Consider the following 26,052-nt stretch of genomic DNA (forward strand, 5'->3'; position numbering starts at 1 on the left):
CCTGAACCTCTTACTCGGCAGCCGTACCGGAATAGCGAGTCAATTGACGGGGCGCCAGTTCATCCGGATCGAAATCATCAACGCGGATAACGCGATCGGTCGCCTGATCGGCCAGCCGCAGCAGCGCGGCCTCGGCCTCGGTGAGGATGCCGGCATCCACCGCATCGGAGATCGCATCGCGGTCGAGGCGGCGCTCCACCTGCCCTTTCTTGATGGCACGCACGAACTTGGTCTCGATCTCCTCGGCGCGCGCCACCTTGATCAGGGCATCCTCGAGAACGCCCGTCACGTCCTTGGGGTTGCTGGTCTGATAGGTGCCCGCCGTCAACCGGTCGCGGAAGCCGCCGGGGCGAAGCACCGAGCGCACGAGGCGATAGGTCTCCTTGTCGGACGCAGGCTTGGCATGCCGACCCAGCGGAAAGACGAGGACGCGCATCAGGGTCGCCAGCACCGGATTGGGAAAATTGGCGAAGACGGCGGCGAACTGGGTTTCCATGGCATGGATGCAGTCGCGCGCGATGGCATCGACCAGAGGCCGATCCTCGGCCTGACGCCCCTCGTCCTCATAGCGCTTGAGAACTGCGGAAAGCAGATAGAGCTCGGAGAGGATATCGGCCATGCGGCCCGAGAGCCGCTGCTTGCGCTTGAGATCGCCCCCGAGGAACGCCACAGTCCAGTCGCCGACAAGCGCGAAGCTCTGCGCGTAGCGGGCCAGTTGCCGATACCAGCGCGACATTTCGTGATTGACCGGAGTGGACGCGAAAGCGCCACCCGAAAGTCCGTGGAGGAAACTGCCCGTCATGTTGCGCAGCATGAAGCCGACATGGCCGGAAAACGCGGTGTCGAAGGCGCGTAGGCCTGCCTTGCGGTCGGCGTTCTGGGCCGCTGCGATCTCGGCATAGAGATAGGGATGAGCCCGCAGGGCCCCCTGCGCGAAGGTGATGAGCGAGCGCGTCAGGATATTGGCGCCCTCGACGGTGATGGCCACCGGCGTCGTGGCATAGCCGGCAAAGAGATAATTGGTCGGACCATCCTGGATAGCGCGCCCGCCATGGATATCCATGGCATCGTTGACGGCAAGCCGCATGGCTTCGGTTGTGCGATATTTGAGCAGGGCCGACAGCACCGAGGGCTTCTGGCCTTCATCGACCATGGATGCGGTGAGGGCCCGGGCCGCCTCATAGGTATAGGCGGTGCGCACCATGCGCGAGAGCGGCTCGGCGACCCCTTCCATCAGGCCCACCGGAATGCCGAACTGCCGGCGAATGCGGGCATAGGCGGAGGTGACGCGCAGGGCGTGCTTGATCGAGACCGTGCCGATTGCCGGGAGCGAAATGGCGCGGCCGGTGGCAAGACACTCCATCAGCATGCGCCAGCCCTGCCCCGCAAAGGCCGGACCGCCGATGAGATAATCCATCGGCACGAAGACGCTGCGGCCGCGGGTCGGGCCATTCATGAAGGCCGAGCGCGCCGGGAAATGCCGGCGGCCGATCTCGACGCCCGAATGATTGGCCGGAATCAGCGCCAAGGTGATGCCGATATTTTCTTCGCCACCCAAGAGACGTTCGGGATCGCGGAGGTGGAAGGCGAGGCCCAGCAGCGTCGCGACAGGGGCGAGCGTGATATAGCGCTTGTCCCAGGAGATCTTGACGCCAAGCGTCTTCTTGCCCTGGTAGAGTTCGTGACAGACCACCCCGATGTCGCGCATGCCGGCCGCATCGGAACCCGCATGCGGGCCGGTGAGCGCAAAGCAGGGGATTTCCTGTCCCGTGGCGAGGCGGCGCAGATATTTCTTCTTCTGCTCGGGCGTTCCGTATTTTTCGAGAAGCTCGCCCGGCCCGAGCGAATTGGGCACCATCACGGTGATGCCGGCAGCAACCGAGCGACTCGCGATCTTCGAGACCACCATCGACTGGGCCTGGGCAGAAAAGCCCAGCCCGCCATGCTCCTTGCCGATGAGCATGCCGAAAAAGCCCTTGTCCTTGATGAAGCGCCAGACTTCGGGCGCAAGATCGGCGCGGTTGTGCCGGCTGTCCCAATCGTCGATCATGGCGCAGAGTTCGTTGACCGGTCCGTCAAGAAAGGCCTGCTCTTCAGGGGTAAGGGTCGGCTTGCGCACGCCGAGAAGCTTTTTCCACCCAGGGCGGCCCGAAAACAGCTCGGCATCCCAGCCGACGGTGCCGGCATCGAGCGCCTCCTGCTCGGTGCGGCTGACGCGCGGCAGGATCTTGCGCACCATGCCATAGGCCGGGCCGGTGACGAGCGCCATGCGAATGGCGGGAATGGCGAGAAGGCAGAGGATGATGCCGGGCAGAAGCGCGATGACCCAGCCCGCAAGGCCCGTGGCGATCACGGGCCCGGCCTCAGTCCAGCCCAGACGGGACAGCGCACCGATGACGAGGGCGGCGAGCCCCCAGTGCCAGACCGGCGACCGGCGCATCGCGAGACCTGCCGCAGCGATCAGGGCGAGAGCAACGAGCACAAGGGCCACGGCAATACCTCCTCAAAATCGCCGCACCCGAACAGAGGTGGCGCAGGCGCGGCGTCATCGCAACAGTTAAGCATGATTGACGTATACGTCAACGTCCGGTCGCGAGGCTTCCGGTCACGCTTGCGGCAAGACCCGGGACCGCTGCGGACAGCCGAAGATGGCACGGATCGCCGCATGACGCTGCGCCTCACAATTGACGCTTGGGTAAGGCCATGAAATGGTTTGGCAAAGCGCGATGGCGCGAGGGCCGAATGGCTGGAGGAGAATGGTGACCATGACGGATGTTTCGGAGACCGGTCATGCCCGCCCCTGGGTCGACAACTATCCGCCCGGCATCAGATGGGACACGCCCATCGAGACCACGCCGATCCATGAGCAGGTGCTGGCCGTGTGCCGGCGGACCCCGCAGGCTCCGGCGCTCGACTTTTTGGGCGCTGTAACGACCTATGCAGAGCTCGGCGACGCCATCGAAGCCTTTGCCGGCGCGTTGCAGCAGCGCTTCGGCATCGGCAAGGGCAGCCGCGTGGCGCTGCTCTTGCCCAACACGCCCTTTTTCGTGATTGCCTATTACGGCATCCTCCGGGCCGGCGGCACGGTGGTGAACTGCAACCCGCTCTACACGGTATCCGAGCTCTCGCACATCGTGGCCCATTCCCGTGCGGACCTGATGATCACGCTCGACCTGACCCAGCTGTTCGAAAAGGCGCAGGCGCTGGTCGAGGCGGGGCACGCGCGCAAGCTCATCGTCTGCCACTTTCCCGAAGCGCTGTCCTTCGTGAAGAAATGGCTGTTCCGCATCGTCAAGGGCAAGGAACTGACAAAGGTGGGCGCCAGCCCCATCGCCGATCGCTGCACCGATTTCGGCAGTCTGGTGAGGCTCGGGCTGAAGCCGGCGGCGGTGACGATCGATGCCACGCGTGATGTTGCCGTGCAGCAATATACCGGGGGCACGACGGGCCTGCCCAAGGGCGCGCTTCTGAGCCACGCCAATGTCGCGGCCAATGTCAGCCAGATCAACGCCTGGGGGGAACAGTTGTTCTTTCCGCCCAGCAAGGTGGTGGCGGTGCTGCCCTTCTTCCACATCTTCGCCATGACCACCTGCATGAATCTGCCTTTGCGCAACGGCGCGCAGGTGGTGATGCTGCCCCGCTTTGAACTCAAGGCGCTGGTCGACCTCATCGCCCGGACAGAGGCCAATGTATTGATGGCGGTGCCGACGCTGCTGGCGGCGCTGGCCAAGGGCGTCAAGGAGCCCGCAAAGCTCGCCTCCATCAAGGTGGCGGTTTCGGGCGGTGCGCCGCTGTCGGAGGAGACGCGCACGCGCTTTGCCAAGATATCGGCGGCGCTTCTGGCCGAGGGCTATGGGCTGACGGAGGCGTCGCCGGTGGTGTGCTGCGCGGCGCTGCGGGTGCCCTCCAAGCCGATGTCGATCGGCCAGCCCCTGCCCGGCACGGACCTGCGCTTCGTCGGTGTCGACAGTGGCGAGGTGCAGGCACCGGGCGGGCGCGGCGAAATCCAGGTCAAGGGCAAGCAGGTGATGCTGGGCTATTTCGAGGATGAGGAGGCCAGCCGGTCGGCCTTCGCCGATGGCTGGCTGCGCACCGGCGATGTCGGCTATGTCGACGAGGATGGCTATGTGTTCATCGTCGATCGCATCAAGGACCTGATCATCGTCTCCGGCTTCAACGTCTATCCCCGCGTGATCGAGGAAGCACTGGTTCGCCACGAGGCGGTGGACGAATGCACGGTGATCGGAGCCCCGGACCCCTATCGTGGCGAAGTGCCGGTGGCATTTGTCAAGCTCAAGGACGGCAAGAGCGCGACCGAGGAAGAGATCAAGCGCTTCCTGTCCGAGACGCTCAACAAGCTCGAAATGCCGCGCGAGATCATCTTCAGGGACGCATTGCCCAAGACGCTGATCGGCAAGCTCTCGAAAAAAGAGTTGCGCGAGGAATACCGGCAGAAAAAGGCGGGGCCCGGCGCATGAACAAGCCCGCAGCGGCGGAGCGCGATCTTTATGCCATTGCCGATCTCGCCAAGGAGTTCGGCATCTCGACGCGCACCATCCGCTTCTACGAGGCCAAGGGCCTGCTCGCGCCCGAGCGGGTTGGAGCGACGCGGGTGTTCCGCCGTCGCGACCGGGCACGGCTGATGCTGATCCTGCGCGGCAAGCGGCTGGGGTTTTCGCTGCGCGACATCGCCGAATATCTCAGCCTCTATGACGCGCAGGCCCAGGCCCCGCAGGTCAAGCTGCTGGTGGCAAAAGTGCGCGAGCGCATCGGGCTTCTGGAGCGGCAGAAGGTCGATCTCGAAACGACGCTGAGGGAGCTGCGCGAAATCGAGGCGCTGGCGCGCGAAAGGCTGGGCCCGAGCGTGTGAGGCCAAGGCCGCTGGCGGCGCCGGCGTCTCATGAGCAGATGAACCGGAGGTCGCGATGCGCGCCATGGGTCTTGTGCTGGGGATGGTGATGGCGGGCATCCTGCTCGCGGGCTGCACCATCTCCTCAACCGATCTGCTGATCGCGCCTGAACATCTCGCGACACCCCTGCCCGCGGCCTTTGCGCTCACACCCTACAAGAGCGAGGACGGCACCCTCTATCTCGCTGACCGCGAGGCGGGAGCGCGCGCGTTCAAGCTCGAAGATGGGGCCTATGTCAGCGAAGACGGCAGCCTGGCGCTGCGCTTTGAGGCCCGCGAGGCGGAAGGCTTCACCGTCGCCGCCTCGTCCCCGGATGGCGAACATCTTTACGGGTGGGGCACGATTTCGGGCGACATCCTCGTGCTCGAGATGATCCTCGACAATCCCGAAGACGCGATCGCGCTTCTGGCCGAGGCTGAGGCGCGGGGCGAGACCCGGGCCGCCGCAGCCGCCATCGAGGCAACGCCGGACGGGATCCGGGTCTCGGACCCGCAAGGCCTCGCCCTCGTCATCTCGTGGGTGGCCGAAGGGGCGTTGCGCGCCGAACCCATGGTGGTCCATGTCGGCCGAGAGGGCGAGACCGCGCCTGAGAGCATTGCGCAAGAGGGCGACAGCTGGCGAGCGCAGTAGGCGCTGGATCGGGCGCGCTTTGCCTATTTGCGACCGCGCGTCATGGGATCGGGCTTTTTCGGGGGCGTCCAACCCTTGGGCGGGGCGACGACGGGGATGTGGGTACCCAGCCCCATTTCGCCCGGGGGCGGCTTGCGCACGGCTGGTGCACCGCCGTCTTCGCCGCGCAAGGCAGCGATCTCGTTGCGCAGGCGCGCTGCCAGCTCGAAATCCTCAGCTTCCGCCGCCGCCAGCATGCGCTTTTCAAGCTCGGCGATCTTGCGCGAAATCGCGCTCAGCGACATGTCGGTCTCCTTCAGCTGGCCGGAATGAAAGCGAGCATTTCGTCGATCGTGGCGGCCTCGCCCGCCGGCTTGTCCCAGCGGATGCGGTTGATGCGCGGAAAGCGCAGCGCCACGCCGGATTTATGGCGATTGGAGGTCTGGGCGCTGTCGAAGGCGACCTCGAACACCAGCTCCTTGCGCACTTCGCGCACCGGGCCGAAACTGGCGATCGTGTTGTTGCGGATCCAGCGATCCAGCTCCTTCAATTCGGCATCGGTGAAGCCGAAATAGGCCTTGCCCACCGGTACGATCTCGTTGCCCTTCCAGACCCCGAATGTGTAGTCCGAATAAAAGCTCGAGCGCTTGCCATGGCCGCGCTGGGCATACATGAGCACGGTATCGACCACATTGGGATCGCGCTTCCACTTGTACCAGAGGCCCTTGGGGCGGCCGGGCACATAGGGCGAGGACCGGAGCTTAAGCATGACGCCCTCATGCCCCTCCTCGTCAGCGCCGCGACGACGGATGGCCGCCAGCATTTCGGCATCGGACCAGTCGATCACCGGCGAAATGTCGATGACATGCTGCTTTTCGCGCGAGAGGAAGGCTTCGAGCCGGGCCCGCCGTTCGGTCCAGGGCAGAGCGCGGATATCCTCGGCGCCATCAAAGAGCATGTCATAGGCCCGGATGAAGGCCGGCAGTTCGGCAATGTGCTTGGCCGAGGCCGTCTTGCGATTGAGCCGCTGCTGCAGATCGTTGAAGGTTGCGGGAACGAAATCCCTGCCCACCAGCAATTCGCCATCGAGCACCGCATCGCCGAAAACCCGGTCCACCACGTCGGGGAAGGCATTGGCGATGTCGTCGCCGGTGCGCGAAAACAGCGATACCCGGCCGCCCGAGGCAATCAGCTGCACCCGGATGCCGTCCCATTTCCATTCGGCGGCATAGTCGGCCGGAGAGAGCGCCGGCAGGTCCCTGGCCTCGTCGATGGGGTTGGAGAGCATCATCGGGTGGAAGCGGGCGGCGTGGTCGATGTCGGGCCGGTCCGAGCGCCCTTCGAGCCAGTCGAACAGTTCGGAATAAGGCATTGAAATGCCGTGCCAGACTTCTTCGATGGCCTGAAGGTCGCGCCCGCTCATGTCGGCCAGCGCTGTCTTGGCCAGCCGCGCGGAGAGCCCGATGCGCAAGGCCCCGGTTGTCATTTTGACCAGCGCCCAGCGCTCATTGATCTCGGCGCGAGTCAGAAGCGAGCCGATCAGCCCCGGCAGCTTGGGCTTGGGCGTGATGGTGAAGAGCTCGACCAGTTCGGCGAGCGAGGGGAGTTCCTCGGTGCCGCCATGATGGGGCCAGATGAGCGCGATGGTCTCGCCCAGATCCCCGACATAGTCATAGGAGAGCGCGAACAGATGCGGGTCGACCTCGGCCAGCACCGTTTCCTTGAGCAGCGCCGGCTTGACGTTCTTGAAGCTCATCGCGCCCGTGAGGATCGCCAGCGCATAACCGCGATCGGGATCGGGCGTCGTGGCGAAATAGCGCGACAGCGCCTCGATCTTGCGATTGCGCGAGGGGGTGAGCGCGAGGATTTCGAGCAGCTGGGCGAAGGCTTTCATGGGTGGGCCTGCCTCACGGGGCCTTGCCGAAAGCTCGCAGCCCCCCACCCTGCCCCTCCCCGCGAGGGGGAGGGAACGCCCATATGATGTTCAGTGCGCCGGTCGGAATTGCCACTGAAGCCTGCGCTCCCCTCCCCCTCGCGGGGAGGGGCCGGGGGTGGGGGACCTGGATCTGTCAACTGATGATCGCCGACCCTCATTCCACATCCTCCGGGCCGTCATCATAGGCGGTGATGTTGAGCGGTTCGGCGGCAAGGCCCTGCTGCTGGCAATAATAGACCAGCGCATCCTCGCGGCCGTGGGTGACCCAGACGGTCTGGGCGCGGGTTTCGGCGACGGTCTGGCGCAGCTCGTTCCAGTCGACATGGTCGGAGATGACGAGGGGCAGTTCCACCCCGCTCTGGCGCGCCCGCTGCTTGACGCTCATCCAGCCCGAAGCCACGGCGAGAACCGGATCGGGCAGCCGCCGGCTCCAGCGATCCTTGACCGCGGAAGGCGGAGCGATGACGATCCGGCCTTCGAGCCCGGCCTTGGGCACATCGAGCGCCGGGAGCAGCGGGCCAAGCGGAATGCCAAGCTCTTCGTAAAGCGCGCAGAGCCGGATCATCGCGCCGTGGAGATAGATTGGGGCATCATATCCGCCTTCGCGCAGGAGCGAGATGACGCGCTGCGCCTTGCCCAGCGCATAGCAGCCGATGACATGGGCCCGCGACGGATAGGCGGCTACCGAGGCCAGCAGCCGGCGGATTTCAAGGGCCGGATCGGGATGCTGGAAGACCGGGAGGCCGAAGGTAGCTTCGGTCACGAGGAGATCGCATTCCAGGAGTTCGAAGGGCTGGGCCGTGCGGTCGGGCAGGCGCTTGTAGTCGCCGGTGACGACAATCCGCTGGCCGCCAAATTCCATCAGCACCTGGGCCGAGCCCAGAATGTGCCCGGCCGGATGAAGGCTGATGCGCATGCCATCCATTTCAAGCACCTCGCCATAGGGCAAGGGCTGGAAGGTGCGGGCACAGTCCTCGCCATACCGGGTCTTCATGATGGCGATGGTGTCGGGGGTTGCGAGCACCGCCCCATGGCCCGAGCGTGCGTGATCGCCATGGCCATGTGTGATGATGGCGCGCTCGCGCGGCACCGGCGGGTCGATATAGGCATCGATGGGGCGGACGCGCAGGTCGCGGTCGAGAAAGGGCTGGGCCATGGCAGTGCCTATAACGCCGCGCGATCGAGGGTGGTTCAGCCCCATCGGCTGGCCTTTTTCGCGGCTTTTTCCTTGTCGCGCAGGGGGGCGAGCGGGTAAAGCCCTGCGCCATGACCGTGACAGAACCCCATGCCGACCGCCCGCTCCGCACCAAGCGCCCGCCCCACGAGACGCGGCGGACCTTCGCCATCATCTCGCACCCGGACGCCGGCAAGACGACGCTGACCGAAAAGCTGCTCGCATCCTCGGGTGCGATCCAGCAGGCGGGCATGGTGCGCGGACGCGCCAACACCCGCGCCACCCGCTCGGACTGGATGGAAATCGAGCAGCAGCGCGGCATTTCCATCACCTCGTCGGTAATGACCTTCGAACATGACGGGCTGACCTTCAACCTGCTCGATACGCCGGGCCACTCGGACTTTTCCGAGGACACCTATCGCACCCTGACGGCGGTGGATGCGGCAGTGATGGTGATCGACGTGGCCAAGGGCATCGAAAGCCAGACCCTCAAGCTCTTCGAGGTCTGCCGGCTGCGCGATATTCCCATTATCACCTTTGCCAACAAGGTGGACCGCGAAGGCAAGGACCCGCTCGAAATCCTCGACGAGATCGCCGATACGCTCGCGCTCGACGTGACGCCCATCGTCTGGCCGCTGGGCCAGGGCGTGGACTTCAAGGGCACGGTGGATCTGGTGGGCGGCCGCGTGCTGCATCCCGATGGCACCGAATGGCGGCGTTTCTCGGACCCCGAGGAGTTGCTGAGCGATGCCGAGCTCAATGCCGATCCCGTGGTCGCCACGTCGCTCGAAAACCTCGAACTGGTGCGCGACGGCCTGCCCGCCTTCGATCTCGAGACCTATCGCGCCGGACATCTGACCCCGGTGATCTTCGGGTCGGCGCTGAAGACGATCTCGGTGGCCGAGTTGCTGCGCGCGCTCGGGCAATGGGCGCCCGATCCGCGTCCGCAGCCGGCAGAACCCGCCCCGATCGATCCGGCCGACCCCAAGGTCACCGGCTTTGTGTTCAAGGTGCAGGCGAACATGGACGCCAACCACCGCGACCGCATCGCCTTCGTGCGGCTCGCCTCGGGCACCTTCCGGCGCGGCATGAAGCTGAGAAATGTGCGCTCGGGCAAGGAGCTGGCCGTTTCCAACCCGATGTTCTTTTTTGGCCATGATCGCGAACTGGCCGAAGAAGCGGTGGCCGGCGACATCGTCGGCATCCCCAATCACGGCACGCTGAGCGTGGGCGACACGCTGGTGGAAGGCACGCAGATCATCAAGGTCACGGGCATCCCCAATTTCGCCCCCGAGATCATCCGGCGCGTGCGCCTGACCGATCCGATCAAGGCCAAGCAGCTGGGCAAGGCCCTCTCCGATCTGGCCGAGGAAGGCGTGGCGCAGGTTTTCCGCCGCATGATCGGGGCGGACTGGATCGTGGGCGTCGTGGGCCAGCTGCAGCTCGAAGTGCTGCAGGCCCGCATCGCCAAGGAATACAATACGCCCATCAGCTTCGAGAGCATCAATTTCGAACTGGCTCGCTGGGTGGCCTGCGACGACAAGCTCGAACTCAAGCGCTTCGTCGATGCCTCCAAGATGGAGATGGCCGAAGACAAGGATGGCGACCCGGTCTATCTGGCCCAGAGCAGCTGGTGGCTGGGCCGGGCCGAGCGCGACTGGCCCAAGATCAAGTTTCTCTCGACCAAGGAACGGGCTTGAACTGAACTCTCGAGCCCCTCATCCTGAGCCTGTCGAAGGACGAGGGGCGTCGCGGGATGGTGATCGCCGTCTATATTCTGAGATGTTGCGATGGCAGCTACTATGTCGGCAACACGCGCAAGCCGATCGAGGCGCGATTGTGGGAGCATCAGCAGGGGCTGGGCAACGGCTTTACCGCCGGGCGACGGCCGGTAGAGCTTGTTTATTGCGAAGCCGCCGATAGTCTTTTGGCAGCCTTTGCCCGGGAACGGCAGTTAAAGGGGTGGTCGCGGCGCAAAAAGGAAGCCCTGATCGCAGGCGATTACGACGCGTTGCCGGGGCTGGCGCGAACTGCAAACACCGGTGCCACAGAACCTCCTCCTTCGACAGGCTCAGGATGAGGTTCTGTGGCGCAGCCGAAACAGCGAGGACACCGCAATGAACAAGCGCAGGCTCGGCAAGACCGGCTACGAGGTTTCAGAGATCGGGCTGGGCTGCTGGCAGCTCGGGGGGGATTTCGGGCCGGTGGACGACGGCACGGCCTATTCCATCCTTGGCCGCGCCGCCGATCTCGGGGTGAATTTTTGGGATACGGCCGATGTCTATGGCAGCGGGCTCTCGGAAACGCGCATCGGCAGCTTTCCCCGCAAGGCCGGGGTGCGGGTGGCCACCAAGGTGGGGCGCGGCTCGGCGCTGTTTCCCGATAAATACACCCGCCAGAAACTGCGCGAGAACATCGAAGCCTCGCTGCGGCGGCTCGGGACCGAGCGGCTCGATCTCGTGCAGCTCCATTGCGTGCCGCGCCCCGTGCTCGAGGATGGCGAGATCTTCGCGTGGATGGATGGGCTCAAGCGCGACGGGCTCGTGGCCCATTATGGCGCGAGCGTCGAGACCATCGAGGAGGGCATGATCTGCCTCCGGCATGACGGGGTTTCGACGCTGCAGATCATCTTCAACCTCTTCCGCCAGGATGCGGCCGAGGACTTGCTGCCTGCCGCGGCCGAAAAGGATGTCGGCATCATCGTGCGCCTGCCGCTGGCGTCGGGGCTGCTCTCGGGCAAATATTCCGCTACAACGGCATTTACCGCCCATGATCACCGCCATTTCAATCGCGACGGGCAGGCCTTCTCGGTGGGCGAGACCTTCTCGGGCATTCCCTTCGAGACCGGGCTGGCTCTCGTCGATGCGCTGCGGCCGGTGGTGCCCGAAGGCTGGCCGATGAGCCATCTGGCGCTGCGCTGGATTCTCGATCATCCGGGGGTTTCCACCATCATCGCCGGGGTGACGCGGCCCGACCAGCTCTCTGACAATGTGGCGGCCGCCGGCCTGCCCAACCTCCCCGAGGCGTACCGTTTCAAGCTCGCCGAATGGTATTACGAGCATGTGCGGCCGCAGGTGCGCGGCGACATCTGAGTTCGCCGCTTTTCCCGCGACCTTGATGGCCTGGCAGCGCCCGCGCCCCTAGCCAGCGCGAACTTGCATGCCTAAGTGAAGGCCAGATTTCAGCCTCTTTAAGATCGGATTGCCGATGACTCACCCCGCCTTCGACCTCGTCCGCGAGACAACCATCCCCGAGATCGCCTCCGGCGCGACACTCTACCGGCACAAAAAGACCGGGGCCGAGGTGCTGTCTCTGGCCAATGACGACGAGAACAAGGTGTTCGGCATCACCTTCCGCACCCCGCCGGCAGACTCGACCGGCGTGGCGCACATTCTCGAGCATTCGGTGCTGTGCGGCAGCCGCAAATATCCGGTCAAGAAGCCGTTCGTGGAGCTGCTCAAGGGCTCGCTCCAGACCTTCCTCAACGCCATGACCTATCCGGACAAGACCGCTTATCCGGTGGCGAGCCAGAACCTCCAGGATTTCTACAACCTGGTCGATGTCTATCTTGATGCCGTCTTCTTCCCGCTGATCTCGGAGGACACCTTCCGGCAGGAGGGCTGGCACTACGAGCTCGATTCCACCCAGGGGCCGATGGTCTACAAGGGCGTGGTGTTCAACGAGATGAAGGGCGCCTATTCCTCGCCCGCCGCCGTGCTCGCCAAGGCCAGCCAGCAATCGCTTTATCCCGAAACCACCTATGGCGTGAATTCGGGTGGCGACCCCAAGGCCATTCCGGACCTCACCTATGAGGATTTCAAGGCCTTCCACGCCCGCTTCTATCATCCCTCGAACGCCCGCATCGTGTTCTATGGCGATGACGCGCCCGAACAGCGCCTCGCGATCCTCGAGGAGTATCTGAGCCAGTTCGAGCCGATCCGTCCCGTCTCCGACATCGCGCTGCAGCCGCGCTGGCAGAGCCCGCGCAAGGAGGTGGTGACCTATTCGGCGAGCGAAGCCGAGGCCGGCAAGAAGACGGGCATGATCTCGGTCAACTGGATGCTCGACGAGATCGCCGATCCCGGCGAATTGCTGGTGCTCAACGTGCTCGAGCAGGCCTTGGTCGGCACGGCAGCCTCGCCGCTGCGCAAGGCGCTGACCGATTCCGGGCTGGGCGAAGGCCTCACCGGCTCGGGCTTTGCGGAGGAATATCGCCAGCCCTATTTCACCGTCGGGCTCAAGGGCATCGACGAGGCCGATGGCGATGCGGTCGAGGCGCTGATCCTTTCGACGCTCGAACGGCTTGCCCGCGAAGGCCTCGATGCCGAGACGGTGGAAGCGGCGCTCAACACCATCGAGTTCCGTCTGCGCGAGAACAATACCGGTTCCTATCCGCGCGGGCTGGCCGTGATGTTCCGCTCCATGCGCTCATGGCTCTACGAGCAGGATCCGCTGTCCCCGCTCGCCTTCGAAAAGCCGCTCGCCGACCTCAAGGCCCGGCTGGCCGCGGGCGAACGTGTGTTCGAGGATCTGATCGCGCGCCACATCGTCAACAACTCCCATCGCAGCACCGTGCTGCTCAAGGCCGATACCGGCCAGGCCGCGCGCGAGGCGGCCGAGGAGCGCGCCCGGCTCGATGCGGCGCGGGCCCGTATGGATGCCGCCGCCGCCCAGGAGGTTGCCGAGATCACGCGCAACCTCAAGGCCTTGCAGGAGGCCGAAGATGCGCCCGAAGCACTGGCACAGATCCCCGCGCTCGGGCTTGCCGACCTGCCCCGGACCAACAAGCCGATCCCCTCGGCCTGGGACGAGATCGCCGGCATCCCGGTGATGACCCATGACCTGCCCACGGGCGGCATCGTCTATCTCGACCTCGCCTTCGACATGCGCGTGCTGCCGGCCCGGCTCCTGCCGCTTATGCCGATCTTTTCGCGCGCCCTGTTCCAGACCGGCACGGCCAAGGAAGATTTCGTCTCGCTGAGCCAGCGCATGGGGCGCTCCACCGGCGGCATCGGAGCGATGCGCTGGGCCTCGGCGCGGCGCGACACCGGCGAAGCGGCGGCGCGCCTCTTCCTGCGCGGCAAGGCGGTGCCCGACAAGGTCGGCGAGATGCTCGCCATCATCACCGACGTGGTGGGCTCGGCGCGGCTCGACAACAAGGCGCGCATCCGCCAGCTCGTGCTCGAAGACAAGGCCGGGTTTGAGAGCGGCCTCGCCGGACGCGGCAACGGTATCGTCAACATGCGCCTGCGGGCCCGCTTCAACGAGGCCGATTGGGCAACCGAAGAGATGAGCGGCGTGCAGTCGCTGTTCTTCCTGCGCGAGCTGATCACCCGCATCGATACGGACTGGGAGAGCGTCGAGGCCGATCTCGAAGCCATCCGCACCGTCCTGCTCGGGCGCGCCGGCCTTATCGGCAATCTCACCACCGATGCGGCAACGTTGGGCACCGTCCGGCCGCTGCTGGGCGACTTCCTTTCGGCGCTGCCCGCCGGCTCGGGGGCGATCGCGCCCTGGCAGACCGACGCGACCAAGGGCGCCGAGGCGCTCACCTTCCCCGGACAGGTCAATTATGTGGGCAAGGGCGCCGACCTGTCGGCCCTGGGCTTCGAACCGACCGGCGCTTCGGCCGTCGCGGTGCGGCACATGAACACCACCTATATGTGGGACAAGGTGCGCGTGCAGGGCGGCGCCTATGGCGGCTCGGCGAGCCTTGATCCGCAGGCCAAGACGCTGAGCTTCCTCTCCTATCGCGATCCCAACCTGCTCGAGACCCTCGCCGTCTATGACAAGGCCGCCGCCTTCATGGCCAAGGGCATCGGCGAGCAGGACCTCGTGCGCTCGGTGATCGGGGTCATCGGCTCGATCGACGCGCATCGCCTGCCCGACGCCAAGGGTTTTGCGGCGCTGATGTTCCACCTGATGGGTGAGACCGATGAGAGCCGCCAGGCGCGCCGCGAAGAGGTGCTGGGCACCACCGCGGCCGATTTCAGGCGCTTCGCCGAGGTTCTGGGCGAAGTCGCGAACCGGGGCGAAGTGGTGGTGCTGGGTTCGGCCGAGGCTGCAGCCAAGGCCAATGAAGATAAGGCGCTGTTTGCCAGGATCACCAGGGTGCTCTGAGCAGCAGACCCTTGCCATCTATGAAAAAGGGCCGCTCCAAGGAGCGGCCCTTTCCGATTTCGCAAGGATGCCGAGGCCTTGCCGGACTTGGAAAGCCCGGCGGACCATTCGCTCAGCGCGGGAACTGCCCCACGCGATCGGAGACTCCAAGACCTTCGGAAACCTGCGAGTTCGCAAAAGACATTGGATCACCTCCTTCCGTTTGTTGACGATGCCCCGATGCTGAACCGCTTCGGGTCGACTGGCAAGTGGCAAGGCTGCAACGGGCGGCGCCCCGAGGTGCTCCTTGGAGCGGGACCTGCCGGCTCACACCGGGTCGTTCCTGCGAAGCAGGACCCTCTGTTTGCAGGCGAAGAAAACGGAGGTCCCTGCTTTTGCAGAGACGACTTGGCAGGGTATGGCGAAACTTCGTGCCCTTTGGCGCTGCCATGCGTCCAATCAGGACGAGGGCTGTCTGCTCAAGGGCCTTGCAGCCCTGCGAGCATAGCGCTCCGGGCCTTAGCCTATCAAATCCCTCCACCGGAGGGATTCGCCGGCAGGGCCTCGCCGCCCTTCGACCATAGGTCTCAGGGCCTTCGTCGCTCGCGTCGCTCCACCGGAGCGACGCGTTCCTGCGGACCCTGCCCAAGCCCTGCGAGCATAGCTCTTCGGGCCTGAGCCTCTCAAATCCCTCCACCGGAGGGATTTGCCGGCAGGGCCGGACGAGGCTCAGTCCTTCGCGCGTTCGACGTAGGAGCCGTCGGCGGTCATGATGACGACGCGGGTGCCGACGCCGATATGGGGGGGCACCATGGTGCGCACGCCATTGTTGAGCGTGGCGGGCTTGAAGGAGGAGGACGCCGTCTGGCCCTTCACCACCGGCTCGGTCTCGACGATCTCGAGGGTGACGCGCGCCGGCAGTTCGATGGCGATGGCATTGCCCTCGAAGGTCTTGAGATAGACCTTCATGCCGTCGGCGAGATAGGCCTTCTGGTCGCCCACCACGTCGTCGCCCACCACCAACTGCTCGTAATTCTCGGGCTCCATGAAATGGTGCCCCTCGCCATCCGAATAGAGGTAATCATATTCGCGCTCGTCGACATCGGCCTTCTCGACCATCTCGACAGTGCGCCAGCGGCCGATGACCTTAACGCCATCGGAGATGCGGCGCATGTTGACGTTGGTGACCGAGTTTCCCTTGCCGGGATGGACGTTTTCGGCGGTGAGAACGACGTGCAGGGCGCCGTCCTGCTCCACCACATTGCCCTTGCGCAGCGAAGAGGCGATGACCTTGACCATTATTTCTTCCTTGTGGGTTCGTGCGGCGCGTCGTAGAGGCAGGGCCGTCGCGCGCCAGGATGCAAATCCTTCGGAGCGCCCACTATCGCATTCTGGCGAAAATCTCCAGCCCGCGAACGCGAAAGGTCGCGACACATGGTGAGCACGCCAATCCCCGCTCCCTCGCCTTGGTGGTCGCCATCCCGGCATGAGGATCGCCGCCCGCTGCTTCTGGCACGCAACCGTATCGTAACGGCCTTCCGCGCCCATCTCGAAGCGCAGGATTTCCTCTTCGTCGATCCCCCTGCCCTGCAGCGCTCGCCGGGCAACGAGACGCATCTGCATGCCTTTGCCACCGAAATGATCGGCAATGACGGCAGGGGCCATGCCGCTTATCTCCACACCTCCCCCGAATTCTCGATGAAAAAGCTCTTGGCGGCGGGGGAAAGCCGCATTGCCAGCTTCGGGCATGTGTTCCGCAACCGCGAGCGCGGGCCGCTGCATCACCCCGAATTCACCATGCTCGAATGGTATCGGGCCGGCGAGGATTACGATGCGGTGATCGATGATTGCGTCGCCCTGGTGCGCCTCGCTGCCGAAACGGCGGGCACGACCACGCTGCGCCATCGCCAGCGCACGGCCGATGCCTTTGCCGCGCCGCAGCGCCTGTCGGTGGCCGATGCCTTTGCCGAATTCGCCGGCATCGACCTGATGGCGACCATCGATGCGACGGGCCGGCTGGATGCGGAGGCGCTGGCCGAGGCGATGCGGCGCACAGGCCTTGCCCTGCCGCACGACATTACGTGGAGCTATCTCTTCTCACGCGTGCTGGTGGAAAAGATCGAGCCGATGCTGGGCGATGGTCGGATCACGGTGCTCGATCGCTACCCCCTCTGCGAGGCGGCGCTGGCCCGGCCGGCCGCCGACGATCCGCGCGTCGCCGAACGCTTCGAGCTTTATGGCTGCGGAGTGGAACTGGCCAATGGCTTCGGGGAATTGACCGATGCCGGCATCCAGCGCGAGCGCTTTTCGGCCGAAATGGCGGAAAAGGAGCGGCTCTATGGCGAGCGCTATCCGATCGACGAGGATCTGCTCGCTGCCCTGCCCCTGATGAAGCCGACAAGCGGCGTGGCGCTCGGCTTTGATCGGCTGGTGATGCTGGTGACCGGCGCCCCGCATATCGAGCAGGTCATCTGGGTGCCGGTGATGGAGCCGGGCCGATGAAGCTTGATCGCACGCTGCGCAATCCGGCCGACCTCGTGGCCGCCGGCCTGCTGCCAGAGGCGCGACAGGCCGAGGCAGACGCCGTTGCGGTGCGCTATGCCGTGGCCGTGACCCCGGCGATGGCAGCACTGATCGACCGGGGTGATCCTGCCGACCCGATCGCGCGCCAGTTCGTGCCCGATGCGCGTGAGTTGCAGACCACCCCGGAAGAGCGCGACGACCCTATCGGCGATCTCAGCCACTCGCCGGTCGAGGGCATCGTGCATCGCTATCCCGACCGGGTGCTGCTCAAGGCCGTGCATGTGTGTCCGGTCTATTGCCGCTTCTGCTTCCGCCGCGAAATGGTGGGGCCCGAAGGGCTGGGCACGCTCTCGCCCGACGCGCTCGACCGGGCAATCGGCTACATCGCTGCGCATCCCGAGATCTGGGAGGTGATCCTCACCGGCGGCGATCCGCTGGTGCTGTCGGCGCGCCGGCTGCGCGAGATGATGGAGCGTTTGGCTACCATCGACCATGTCCGGATCGTGCGCATCCACACCCGCGTGCCCGTGGTTGCGCCGGAGCGGATCGATGCGGGCCTCGTTGCCGCCATAAGGTCATCGGGCAAGGCCAGCTACCTTGCCGTGCATGCCAACCATGCCCGCGAGCTGACCCCCGAGGCACGCGCCGCCTGCGCGCAGCTTTCGGATGCCGGCATCGTGCTCCTCGGCCAGACTGTGCTGCTGCGGGGCGTGAATGATGATGTGGAGACGATGGCTGCCCTGATGCGCGCCATGGTCGAGACCCGCATCAAGCCCTATTACCTGCACCACCCCGATCTTGCGCCCGGCACGGCGCATTTCCGCGTGCCGATCGCCGAAGGGCAGGCGCTGGTCGCGGCGCTGCGCGGGCGCATCTCGGGGCTCTGCCAGCCGACCTATATCCTCGATATTCCGGGCGGGCACGGCAAGGCGCCGATCGCGGCGAACCCGATCGAGGAGGTCGCGCCGGGCTGCCATGCGGTCACCGACTTCCGCGGTCAACGCCACCTCTATCCGCCGGCCCCCGAAAGCAGCGGCGACAGCACGTCGTAGGAGAGCTTGAACGCGAGGCCGGTGAGCACCACCAGCACGATCCGGCCAAAGGCCCCGGGGTCCATGCGGGTGCCCAGCCAGTTGCCGAAGGTCATGCCGGCAAAGACCGGCGCGATGGCCATGGCGCTCAGCAGCAGCCAGTCGGTTCGCAACTGCCCGAGGCCGAACAGCGTCAGGGTCTGAACGCTGCCGAACATGAGGAACAGGGTCGAGACCGAAACCACGAACTGCGGGCGGGGAATGCCGAGCGCATTGAGATAGGGCAGCGAGGCGGGCGCCGAGAGCCCGGAGGCGCCCTGCAGCAGCCCCGAGATCCAGCCCGCCGGCAGGGCAAGGCGCTTGGCGGCCTGAGGGCTCAAGGCCCAATGCGGCTTGAGCAGCCGAAAGATGACGTAACTGACCAACGCCGCGGCAAGCACCCCGGTCAGCGCCGTGATCGGCAGGCCCACCAGCATGAAGCTGCCCATCAACACCCCGATGAAAGCAGCGATGACGAAGGGCGCGAGGAAAGGCAGGCCGACGAAATTCCGCCTGTAGGCCACAAGCTGCCAGGCATTGGTGACGATCGTAGGCAGGAGCATAGTCACCACTGCCAGCCGCACATCGTAGATCGCAGAGATCGCCGGCACGGCCAGGAGCGGCGCGCCGGCGCCCGTTGCGCCTTTCAGCACACCGCCAATGGCGAGGCAGAAGGCGATGATGGCAAGATCGATCGGTGACACGAAGCGCGGCGTCCTTGGGCTTGGCCCGCTCTATAGCGCCGCGAGCCGGGCCCAGGCTACCGCGCCAAAGGGCTTAAGGCTTCAGCGCCGCGCCACCACCGGCACATAGTCGTCGAGCACCTCACCGGCCCTGACCGTGCGGCCCTCTTCGGCCGATTTGTAGAGCGCCATCAGCATCTCGGTCACCGCCACGCCATCATGGAAGGTCTCCATCGGCATCTGGCCCTTGCGGAAGGCCTCCACCATGTGGCGGTTTTCCTCGGTATAACCATAGACGCCGGCTTCGTCCTCGAGCACCGGCATCAGCCCCTGCTCGGCATTCTGCTTTTCGACGAGGTCTTCGCCCTCGGCGCCCTCGACGGCACGCGACATGAACACCTTGAGCCCGCTCGAAAGCGAGGAAAACTCCATCGCATATTCTGGCCCCAGCAGTTCGAGCTGGATGCGCAGCCCTGCCCCGACATAGGCCCAGGAGGTGGTGGCCTCGACGATCACCTCCGAGCCATCCTCTGCCTCGAAGGTGATCATGCCGCGCGCAAAATCCTCCGACGGGTGGCGGGTATAGTCGACGCCCTTCATCCGCCGTGCCAGATCGGCAGCGTAATGGGGCTTGGTCCATTTGAGCATGGCGATGGCGCCGGTGGCATTCTTGAAGGTCAGCGACGACCGGGGCGCGCCCGGCGCTGTCAGCATGAAGCGCGCCACTTCTATGGAGTGGCACATCATGTCGAGCAGCGCACCGCCGCCCTGCTCGTCGCCCTGCCAGAACCAGGGCTCGTGCGGGCCCGAATGCTCTTCGGCAGCACGCGCGAGATAGGGGCGGCCGGTTGCCGGCACGGCGCGGCGCCAGATGATCTCCTTGCCCCGGAGCACGGCGGTCGAGAACAGCTGGTTTTCGAGATAGCCGTGCAGCAGGCCCGACCCCTCGGCCAGCGCCAGCATCGCCTTGGCCTCCTTGAGGGTGCGGGCGAGCGGCTTTTCGCAGGCCACCGCGAAGACCTGCGAGCGCTTGGCCGCAACGGCATCGGCAATGGTCTGCATCACGCCGAGCCGCGTCGGGTTGGGCGAGAGGATCCAGATGGCATCGACGTCATCGGCCTCGACGAGGGCCTCGAGGCTCTCATGCACGCGGCAGGCCCCGAGATCGAGTTCACCCACCGCATCGGCAAAGGCCTGGCGCTTGGCCGGGGTGGGCGAATAGACGCCCGTGACCTCGACATTGCGCACCCCAAGCAGCGACTTGAGATGGAAATGGGCGATGAAGCCCGAGCCGACAAAGCCGATGCGGAGCGTCTTGCGGGGGAAGGAGGTGGTCATCGCAAAAGAGCCCTTCTTGCGTTCACGGTACAGGGAGCGGCGGAAGCCCGTTCGACGAGTTCGACGGGCAGGATGGCGTTGGCGGGATCGGCACGGCCTTCCAGCAGGTCGATCATCATCGCCATCGACGCACGGCCGATCTCGCGGCGCGGCTGGCGCACGCTGGTCAAAGGCGGATCGGAGGCGGTGGCAAAGACGATGTCGTCAAACCCCACCACCGAGATATCGCCCGGCACGCTGAGACCGCGGGCGCGCAGCGCGTTGATCGCGCCGACAGCCATTTCGTCATTGGAGCAAAAGAGCGCCGTGAAGGCGGCAGCGCCCGACAGCAGCTGTTCGACTGCCCTCTGCCCGCCCTCGTAATGGAAATCGGCGTGGACGGTGAGAGCCGGGTCGACAGGCAGTCCGGCCGCAGCCAGCGCGGCGCGGTAGCCCTCATGCCGCTGGCGCGGCATCACATCTGTCATCGGGCCGGTGATATGGGCGATGCGGCTGTGGCCAAGCCCGACGAGGTAATTGATGGCAAGGGCGGCGGCGGCGCGATTGTCGATGGCAATGGTGGGCAGGCGCACGCCATCGACCAGTTCGAGCGAGACGACGATGGGCGGCAGGGGCGCCGAATGGATGGCCTCGGGCACCCGGCCGGTCATCAGGATCAGACCATCGGCCTGCCGGTTCCGCACCATTTCGACATAGCGAAGGATGCGCTGGTCATCATGGCCGGCATCGCCCATCAGCACGCGATAGCCATTGGCATAGGCGTGCTCTTCCACGCCGCGATAGATATCGAGATAGAAGGGGTTGGAGATGTCGCGCACGAGCAGCACGACATTGCCGGTGGAGCGGCGGCGAAAATCCACCGCCTGCCGATTGGGGATGAAGCCCGTGGCCTTGACGGCGGCCAAGACCTTTTCGCGCGTCGCGTCGGTAACCTTGTCGGGGTGCGACAGCGCCCTGGAAACCGTGGCGATCGACACGCCGGCCAGTTCGGCGACCGCCCTGATGGTGGGCGCGCTCATGCCCTGAGGCGCCCGGCCCGGCCGTAAAGCAGCATCAGCATCAGCAGCACGGCGCCAAAGATCAGCTGACGGCCCCAGAATTCGAGCTGGAGGGTGGTCAGCACGCTGGTCAGAAGCGTCAGCGCGATGGCCCCGAGCATGGCGCCGAAATAATTGCCCTGCCCGCCGGCCAGCGAAATGCCGCCGATGACCACCGCGATCACCGAGGGCAGCACATATTGGTCGCCCACCGAGACGAAGCTGTTGCCGGTATAGCCGATGACGATGACGCCGGTCAGGCCGGCAAACAGCCCTGACAGCCCATAGAGCAGCGTGCGGATGGCGCGCACCGGCAGGCCGGTGAGTTCGGCGGCCCGCTCGTTCGAGCCTATGGCGTAGATGGCGTAGCCGAGCCGCGTGCGGCGCAAAAGCACCCACATCAGCACGCCCACCAGCGCCCAGAGGATGAGGATGCCGGGCAGGCCGAACACCAGCGGCCGATTGACGAAGGCCATCAGCGCCGGGGCGGCATTGCCCGAGGGGATGCCGCGTGAGATCACGATCAGCGCGCCCTGCACCACACCGGTCATGCCCAGCGTCATCACGAGCGGGGGGATGCGCAGCATCGTGACACCCAGCCCGTTGATAAGCCCGATGAGGAAGGTCGCCCCGCCCGCCACCAGCACGGCGAGGAAAATAGAACCATCCTGCCCCGCCATGACATTGCCGGCGAGCACGGCGCCGAGTGAAATCGAGGCGCCGACCGACAGATCGATGCCCTCGCGACCGCCAATGACGACGAGCGACTGCCCGGCCGCGACGAGCCCGAGAATGGCGGAGACGACGAGGAGCCGCACAATCTGGTCGCCGCGCGCAAAGCCGGGAGACAGGGCCTCGCCGGCCGCCAGCAGCACGAGGATGGAGAGCGTCGCGAGAACCAGCGGATCGGTGAGGGTGGAGCGCAGGCGGTTCATCATCTGGCTCCTAGCGCCGCGCCACCAGCACGCCGCCGGCCAGCGCCAGCAGGGTGATGAGGCCCTGGATGAGGGTCTGGTACTCGAACGGGAAGCGGGCAAAGAAGATGACATTGCCGATCATGCCCAGCACCAGCGCGCCGAGCACCGCGCCGAAGGCGGAGCCCGATCCGCCCGCGAGCGCAGCGCCGCCGAGCACGACCGCAGAGATCGAAGAGAGGGCGAGAAGGCGGCCCATCAGCGGATCCCCGCTCGCGGTCTCTCCCGTAAGACACAGGCTGGCAAAGGCGGCAAAGAGGCCGGCGAGCACATAGGCAAGGATGCGGATGCGCGCCACCGGAAGCCCGCTCTGGAAGGCGGCCTGCCGCAACCCGCCCACGGCCGAGAGATGCTTGATGAAGGGGCGTCGCGCAATGATCGCGATGATGACGAGCGCAAGGATCAGCACCCAGAGCACCACCGGCAGGCCGAGCACGGCTCCACCATAGGTGCGCCAGTATTCGGCCGGCACCGGCAGTCCGGCCGTCGGCAGGATGCGCAGCGCCAGTCCGCCGAAGATGATGCCGGTGGCAAAGGTGGTGACGATAGCCTGGAAGCGCAGGCCGGCGATCAGGAGCCCGTTGACGAGCCCGCAGGCGACCCCGGTGAGGATGCCCGCCCCGATCCCTGCGAAAATCGCCGGCACCCCGCCGCCCAGCGCCGCGATGACCGAAACGGTGACCACATTGACCAGCGCCACAATGGAGCCCACCGACAGGTCGATATCGCCGCCGAGGATCACATAGCTCTGCCCGATCGCGACCAGCACCACCGGCAGGAACACGGTGAGGTTGGACTTGAGCACATTGGGCGTGACGAGATTGGGCTGGAGGATCCAGTTGATGACAAAGAGCGCAATGAGCGCGCTCAGCGTCACCAGCCAGACGCGATTGCGCAGCGCGGCCATGGCAGGGTTTGTGCGGGCCGGGGTCATGCGGCCCTCCCATAGGCGGCGTTCGTAAGGTTGTAGGCGGTCAGCGCCTCGCCCTCGAGTTCGCCGGCCACGGCGCCGGAATTGAACACCAGGATGCGATCGCAAAGGCTGAGCAATTCGGCATCCTCGGAGGAGTAGAACAGGATCGCCGCGCCCTCATCGGCCAGCCGCCGCGCCAACGCGAAGAAATCGGCCTTGGCGCCCAGATCGATGCCCTTGGTGGGGTCGTCGAGGAGCAGAACCGAGGGCTGGGTGGCAAGCCAGCGGGCGATGAAGATCTTCTGCTGGTTGCCGCCCGACAGCGAGCCGATGGGGGCGGAAAGGCCGGCATATTTGGTGGACAGCGTCGCTGCGGCCTTGGTGAATCGCTCGCGCAGCCGGCCCGGCCAGACCATGGCCGGCCGTTCCTTGGAAAAGCTTGCCGCCGCGATGTTCTCGAAGATCGAGCGGCCGTGAAAGGCGGCATCCCGGCCCCGGTCGCCCGAGACATAGGCGATGCCCTTGCCGATCGCGTGGCTGGGCCGGGAAATGCGGACCTGCTCGCCATCGAGCCTGATCGTGCCCGAGGTGAAGGGCGCCGCGCCGAACAGCCCCTGCAAGAGGCTCGACTGCCCCTGCCCTTGCAAGCCACCGAGCCCGACGATCTCGCCGGGCCGGAGCGACAACGAGACTTGCTGCACGCGCTTGTTGCCCACGCTTTCGAGAACGAGCCGGGCCGGCTTGTCCGATCTCGGCCGGGCGGCGGGGCGCTCGGCGAGTGCCGTCACATCGCCGACCATGGCATGGACCACGGCCTGCCGGTCGGTCTCGGCGGTGACGAAGCGCGCCACGGTTGCGCCATTGCGCATCACCGTGATGCGGTCGGTAATCTCGAAGACTTCATCCATTCTATGGGTGATGAAGATCGAGGAGACGCCTTCGGCCTTCAGTTCGCGCAGAATGGCAAAGAACAGCGCCACCTGGTTGCGGTCGAGCGCGGCAGTGGCTTCATCGAAGATGATGATGCGCGGCTTGCGCGCCAGGACCTTGAGGATCTCGACGATCTGCCGCTGGTCGGGCGACAGATCGGACACAAGCGCATCGGCCGAAAAGCCGGCGCCGGCAACCTCGGCAAACCGGGCGATCAACTGTTCGGTATCGCGCCTCAGCGCGCGGGCATCGAGAAAGCCGGCGCCTGAGCGCTGCTCGCGCCCGAGGAAGATATTGTCGGCCACCGAGAGCTGCGGAACGAGCGACAGTTCCTGGTAAAAGAGCGCCACCCCCAGCGCCTCGGCTTCGCGCGGCCCGCCGATCTCGACCGCGCGGCCGAGGATGGAGAGCGTGCCGCTGTTCTTGGCCACCGTGCCGGCGATGATCTTGCACAATGTGGATTTGCCGCAGCCATTGGCGCCCAGAAGCGCGTGGATCTCGCCCTGTTCGAGCTCGAGCCCGCCATCACTGAGGGCGACGACGGCGCCATAGCGCTTGGTGATGCTTTCGGCCTTGAGCAGAAGGGTCATCGCGGCGTCTCACCAGGGCTCGATGGGATCGGCATGAGAATGGGCACGCCGGAACGCCGGCGTGCAAGAGGGTTCGGCCAAGGCCGACACCCATCGCAGTGCATGTGAAAGGGGCCGGCAGCCTTGGCCGCCGGCCGATCGCCAGCTTTACTGGAAGAACGCCTCGGCGTCCTCGACGCTGAGCTCGTCGGTCACCGACCAATGGCCGGGCTTGCCATCGGCCGCCGCCACGGCATCGGCCAGAGTGTCATTGTTGATGAAGGGGATGTCGAGGAAGATGGCGTTGCCATAGACGCCGCCGAAGATGCCTTCCTTGAATTCCTTGCCCTGGAGCTTGAGCACCGCGACGTTGAGGGCCGAAGCCATCACGCCCGGCGGATTGACCGAGGCGCCAGAGGTGTAGTTGCCCGCCGACCAGAGGTCGAGGAAGTCCTTGCGGACCTCGCCGGTGGCGGCGATGTCGGCGGTCTTGCCGGCCGCCTCGATGGCGCGCCAGGCGCCGGCAGCCATGCCGTCCTGCACATAGACGCCATCGATCTCGGGATAGGTGGCGAGCAGGTTCTGCATGGTCTGCTGGCCCTGCGCCTGATCCCAGTTGGCGTTGGTCTCGTTGAGCACGGTGATGCCCGGAGCGGCAGCCAGCGACTCGCGGCAGCCGGCAACGCGCATCTCGTTGGCCGGGTGGCCCGAAACGCCGTTGATGGTCACCACATTGCCCTGCCCGCCAAGGGTCTCGGCCAGCCAGGCGCAGCCCTTGCGACCGTAATCGGTCTGGTCGATGCCGACATAGATGGCGTCGGGCGAGGACACTTCGGCGTCCGTCGCGACGACGAGGATGCCGGCGGCAGCGGCCTGCGCGAAGATCGGATCGAAGGCGGTGGGGCTGTTGGGGTTGATGATGATGGCGTTGACGCCTTCATTGATCATGTTGCGCACGGCGCCGATCTGGCCCTGCACATCGACGTCAGAGCTCTGGATCACGAGCTCGATATTGACCCCGCGCTCGGCCCAGGCGGCGGCCGCGGCCTGCGCTTCCTCGATCATCTGGGTGCGCCATTCGGAGCCGACCCAGCCATTGCTGAGGCCGATCTTGTAGTCTTGTGCCAGTGCCGTGCCGCCCATGAGCGCGACGAGGCCAGCTGCAAGCCATGCAGACTTCATGTTCTTGACTCCTCCCGTAGCCGGGAGCCATTTCCCGGCATCCCTGGTCCGACAAGCGAACCTTGGGATGCAATGTAACCGGTTACATGGATGAGTCAATCGGTC

Annotated in this window: 21 protein-coding genes; 9 read left to right on the top strand and 12 right to left on the bottom strand. The window is 65.6% G+C overall.

Annotated elements, in window-relative coordinates; all coding sequences use genetic code 11:
- Positions 1 to 10 precede the first annotated feature (10 nt).
- Complete coding sequence (locus tag BT183_RS08840; protein WP_072341100.1) at positions 11 to 2,491, bottom strand: acyl-CoA dehydrogenase; 2,481 nt, start codon at positions 2,489 to 2,491, stop codon at positions 11 to 13.
- 274 nt (positions 2,492 to 2,765) lie between these two features.
- Here BT183_RS08840 and BT183_RS08845 point away from each other — a divergent pair, with 274 nt between their 5' ends.
- The 3 genes from BT183_RS08845 to BT183_RS08855 are packed head-to-tail and all read left to right on the top strand — an operon-like array spanning position 2,766 to position 5,540.
- Positions 2,766 to 4,478, top strand: coding sequence for a long-chain-fatty-acid--CoA ligase (locus tag BT183_RS08845; protein WP_072341831.1), 1,713 nt, complete (start codon positions 2,766 to 2,768; stop codon positions 4,476 to 4,478).
- Complete coding sequence (locus BT183_RS08850; RefSeq protein ID WP_072341103.1) at positions 4,475 to 4,870, top strand: MerR family transcriptional regulator; 396 nt, start codon at positions 4,475 to 4,477, stop codon at positions 4,868 to 4,870. The genes BT183_RS08845 and BT183_RS08850 overlap by 4 nt, the downstream gene beginning before the upstream one ends.
- A 55-nt stretch (positions 4,871 to 4,925) precedes the next feature.
- A complete protein-coding gene (locus tag BT183_RS08855) occupies positions 4,926 to 5,540 on the top strand; it encodes a hypothetical protein (protein WP_072341106.1) in 615 nt (204 codons plus the stop codon).
- A gap of 23 nt (positions 5,541 to 5,563) precedes the next feature.
- On the opposite strand, the gene BT183_RS08860 is transcribed toward BT183_RS08855, so the two are convergent.
- The 3 genes from BT183_RS08860 to BT183_RS08870 form a co-directional block, all read right to left on the bottom strand.
- Entirely contained in the window at positions 5,564 to 5,824 is a 261-nt protein-coding gene (locus BT183_RS08860; protein ID WP_072341109.1) for a UvrB/UvrC motif-containing protein, read from the bottom strand.
- An 11-nt stretch (positions 5,825 to 5,835) separates the two neighbouring features.
- Entirely contained in the window at positions 5,836 to 7,413 is a 1,578-nt protein-coding gene (locus BT183_RS08865; protein WP_072341112.1) for a cisplatin damage response ATP-dependent DNA ligase, read from the bottom strand.
- A 196-nt stretch (positions 7,414 to 7,609) separates the two neighbouring features.
- A complete protein-coding gene (locus BT183_RS08870; protein WP_072341115.1) occupies positions 7,610 to 8,611 on the bottom strand; it encodes a ligase-associated DNA damage response exonuclease in 1,002 nt (333 codons plus the stop codon).
- Between the two features lie 110 nt (positions 8,612 to 8,721).
- Between BT183_RS08870 and BT183_RS08875 the strand changes: the two genes are divergently transcribed.
- The 4 genes from BT183_RS08875 to BT183_RS08890 all read left to right on the top strand — a co-directional run bounded on the left by BT183_RS08875 (position 8,722) and on the right by BT183_RS08890 (position 14,749).
- Entirely contained in the window at positions 8,722 to 10,329 is a 1,608-nt protein-coding gene (locus BT183_RS08875) for a peptide chain release factor 3 (RefSeq protein WP_084603360.1), read from the top strand.
- 56 nt (positions 10,330 to 10,385) lie between these two features.
- Entirely contained in the window at positions 10,386 to 10,709 is a 324-nt protein-coding gene (locus BT183_RS08880) for a GIY-YIG nuclease family protein (protein WP_072341116.1), read from the top strand.
- A 37-nt stretch (positions 10,710 to 10,746) separates the two neighbouring features.
- The gene (locus tag BT183_RS08885) at positions 10,747 to 11,721 is read left to right on the top strand and encodes an aldo/keto reductase (protein ID WP_072341119.1); all 975 of its coding nucleotides are present in this window, start codon (positions 10,747 to 10,749) and stop codon (positions 11,719 to 11,721) included.
- Positions 11,722 to 11,836: 115 nt separating this feature from the next.
- Entirely contained in the window at positions 11,837 to 14,749 is a 2,913-nt protein-coding gene (locus BT183_RS08890; protein WP_072341122.1) for an insulinase family protein, read from the top strand.
- Between the two features lie 708 nt (positions 14,750 to 15,457).
- On the opposite strand, the gene efp is transcribed toward BT183_RS08890, so the two are convergent.
- Positions 15,458 to 16,027 (bottom strand): elongation factor P, encoded by a 570-nt coding sequence (gene efp, locus BT183_RS08895; protein ID WP_072341125.1) that lies wholly within the window; start codon positions 16,025 to 16,027, stop codon positions 15,458 to 15,460.
- Between the two features lie 150 nt (positions 16,028 to 16,177).
- On the opposite strand from efp, the gene epmA reads away from it, so the two are divergent.
- Complete coding sequence (gene epmA / locus BT183_RS08900; RefSeq protein WP_210185458.1) at positions 16,178 to 17,230, top strand: EF-P lysine aminoacylase EpmA; 1,053 nt, start codon at positions 16,178 to 16,180, stop codon at positions 17,228 to 17,230.
- Positions 17,227 to 18,303, top strand: coding sequence for a lysine-2,3-aminomutase-like protein (locus tag BT183_RS08905; protein ID WP_072341132.1), 1,077 nt, complete (start codon positions 17,227 to 17,229; stop codon positions 18,301 to 18,303). The genes epmA and BT183_RS08905 overlap by 4 nt, the downstream gene beginning before the upstream one ends.
- Here BT183_RS08905 and BT183_RS08910 read toward each other — a convergent pair.
- The 7 genes from BT183_RS08910 to BT183_RS08940 form a co-directional block, all read right to left on the bottom strand.
- Positions 18,261 to 19,025: a sulfite exporter TauE/SafE family protein gene (locus BT183_RS08910; RefSeq protein WP_072341135.1), complete on the bottom strand. Its 765-nt coding sequence runs from the start codon at positions 19,023 to 19,025 to the stop codon at positions 18,261 to 18,263. The two genes, BT183_RS08905 and BT183_RS08910, sit on opposite strands and share 43 nt — an antisense overlap.
- Before the next feature lie 81 nt (positions 19,026 to 19,106).
- A complete protein-coding gene (locus BT183_RS08915; protein WP_072341138.1) occupies positions 19,107 to 20,342 on the bottom strand; it encodes a Gfo/Idh/MocA family protein in 1,236 nt (411 codons plus the stop codon).
- Positions 20,339 to 21,361 (bottom strand): LacI family DNA-binding transcriptional regulator, encoded by a 1,023-nt coding sequence (locus tag BT183_RS08920; RefSeq protein WP_072341141.1) that lies wholly within the window; start codon positions 21,359 to 21,361, stop codon positions 20,339 to 20,341. Before BT183_RS08920 ends, BT183_RS08915 begins: the two co-directional genes overlap by 4 nt.
- On the bottom strand, positions 21,358 to 22,314 hold the full coding sequence (locus tag BT183_RS08925; RefSeq protein ID WP_425290547.1) for an ABC transporter permease: 957 nt from the start codon (positions 22,312 to 22,314) through the stop codon (positions 21,358 to 21,360). Before BT183_RS08925 ends, BT183_RS08920 begins: the two co-directional genes overlap by 4 nt.
- A 10-nt stretch (positions 22,315 to 22,324) precedes the next feature.
- Positions 22,325 to 23,287, bottom strand: a complete 963-nt coding sequence (locus BT183_RS08930) for an ABC transporter permease (RefSeq protein ID WP_072341147.1) — start codon at positions 23,285 to 23,287, stop codon at positions 22,325 to 22,327.
- Positions 23,284 to 24,786 carry a sugar ABC transporter ATP-binding protein gene (locus BT183_RS08935; RefSeq protein ID WP_072341150.1) on the bottom strand — a complete coding sequence of 501 codons (1,503 nt, stop codon included), beginning with the start codon at positions 24,784 to 24,786 and terminating at the stop codon, positions 23,284 to 23,286. The genes BT183_RS08930 and BT183_RS08935 overlap by 4 nt, the downstream gene beginning before the upstream one ends.
- A 147-nt stretch (positions 24,787 to 24,933) precedes the next feature.
- On the bottom strand, positions 24,934 to 25,947 hold the full coding sequence (locus tag BT183_RS08940; RefSeq protein ID WP_072341152.1) for a substrate-binding domain-containing protein: 1,014 nt from the start codon (positions 25,945 to 25,947) through the stop codon (positions 24,934 to 24,936).
- Between the last annotated feature and the right edge of the window lie 105 nt (positions 25,948 to 26,052).

It is taken from the genome of Devosia enhydra (assembly GCF_900119845.1).
GTDB lineage: Bacteria > Pseudomonadota > Alphaproteobacteria > Rhizobiales > Devosiaceae > FPKU01.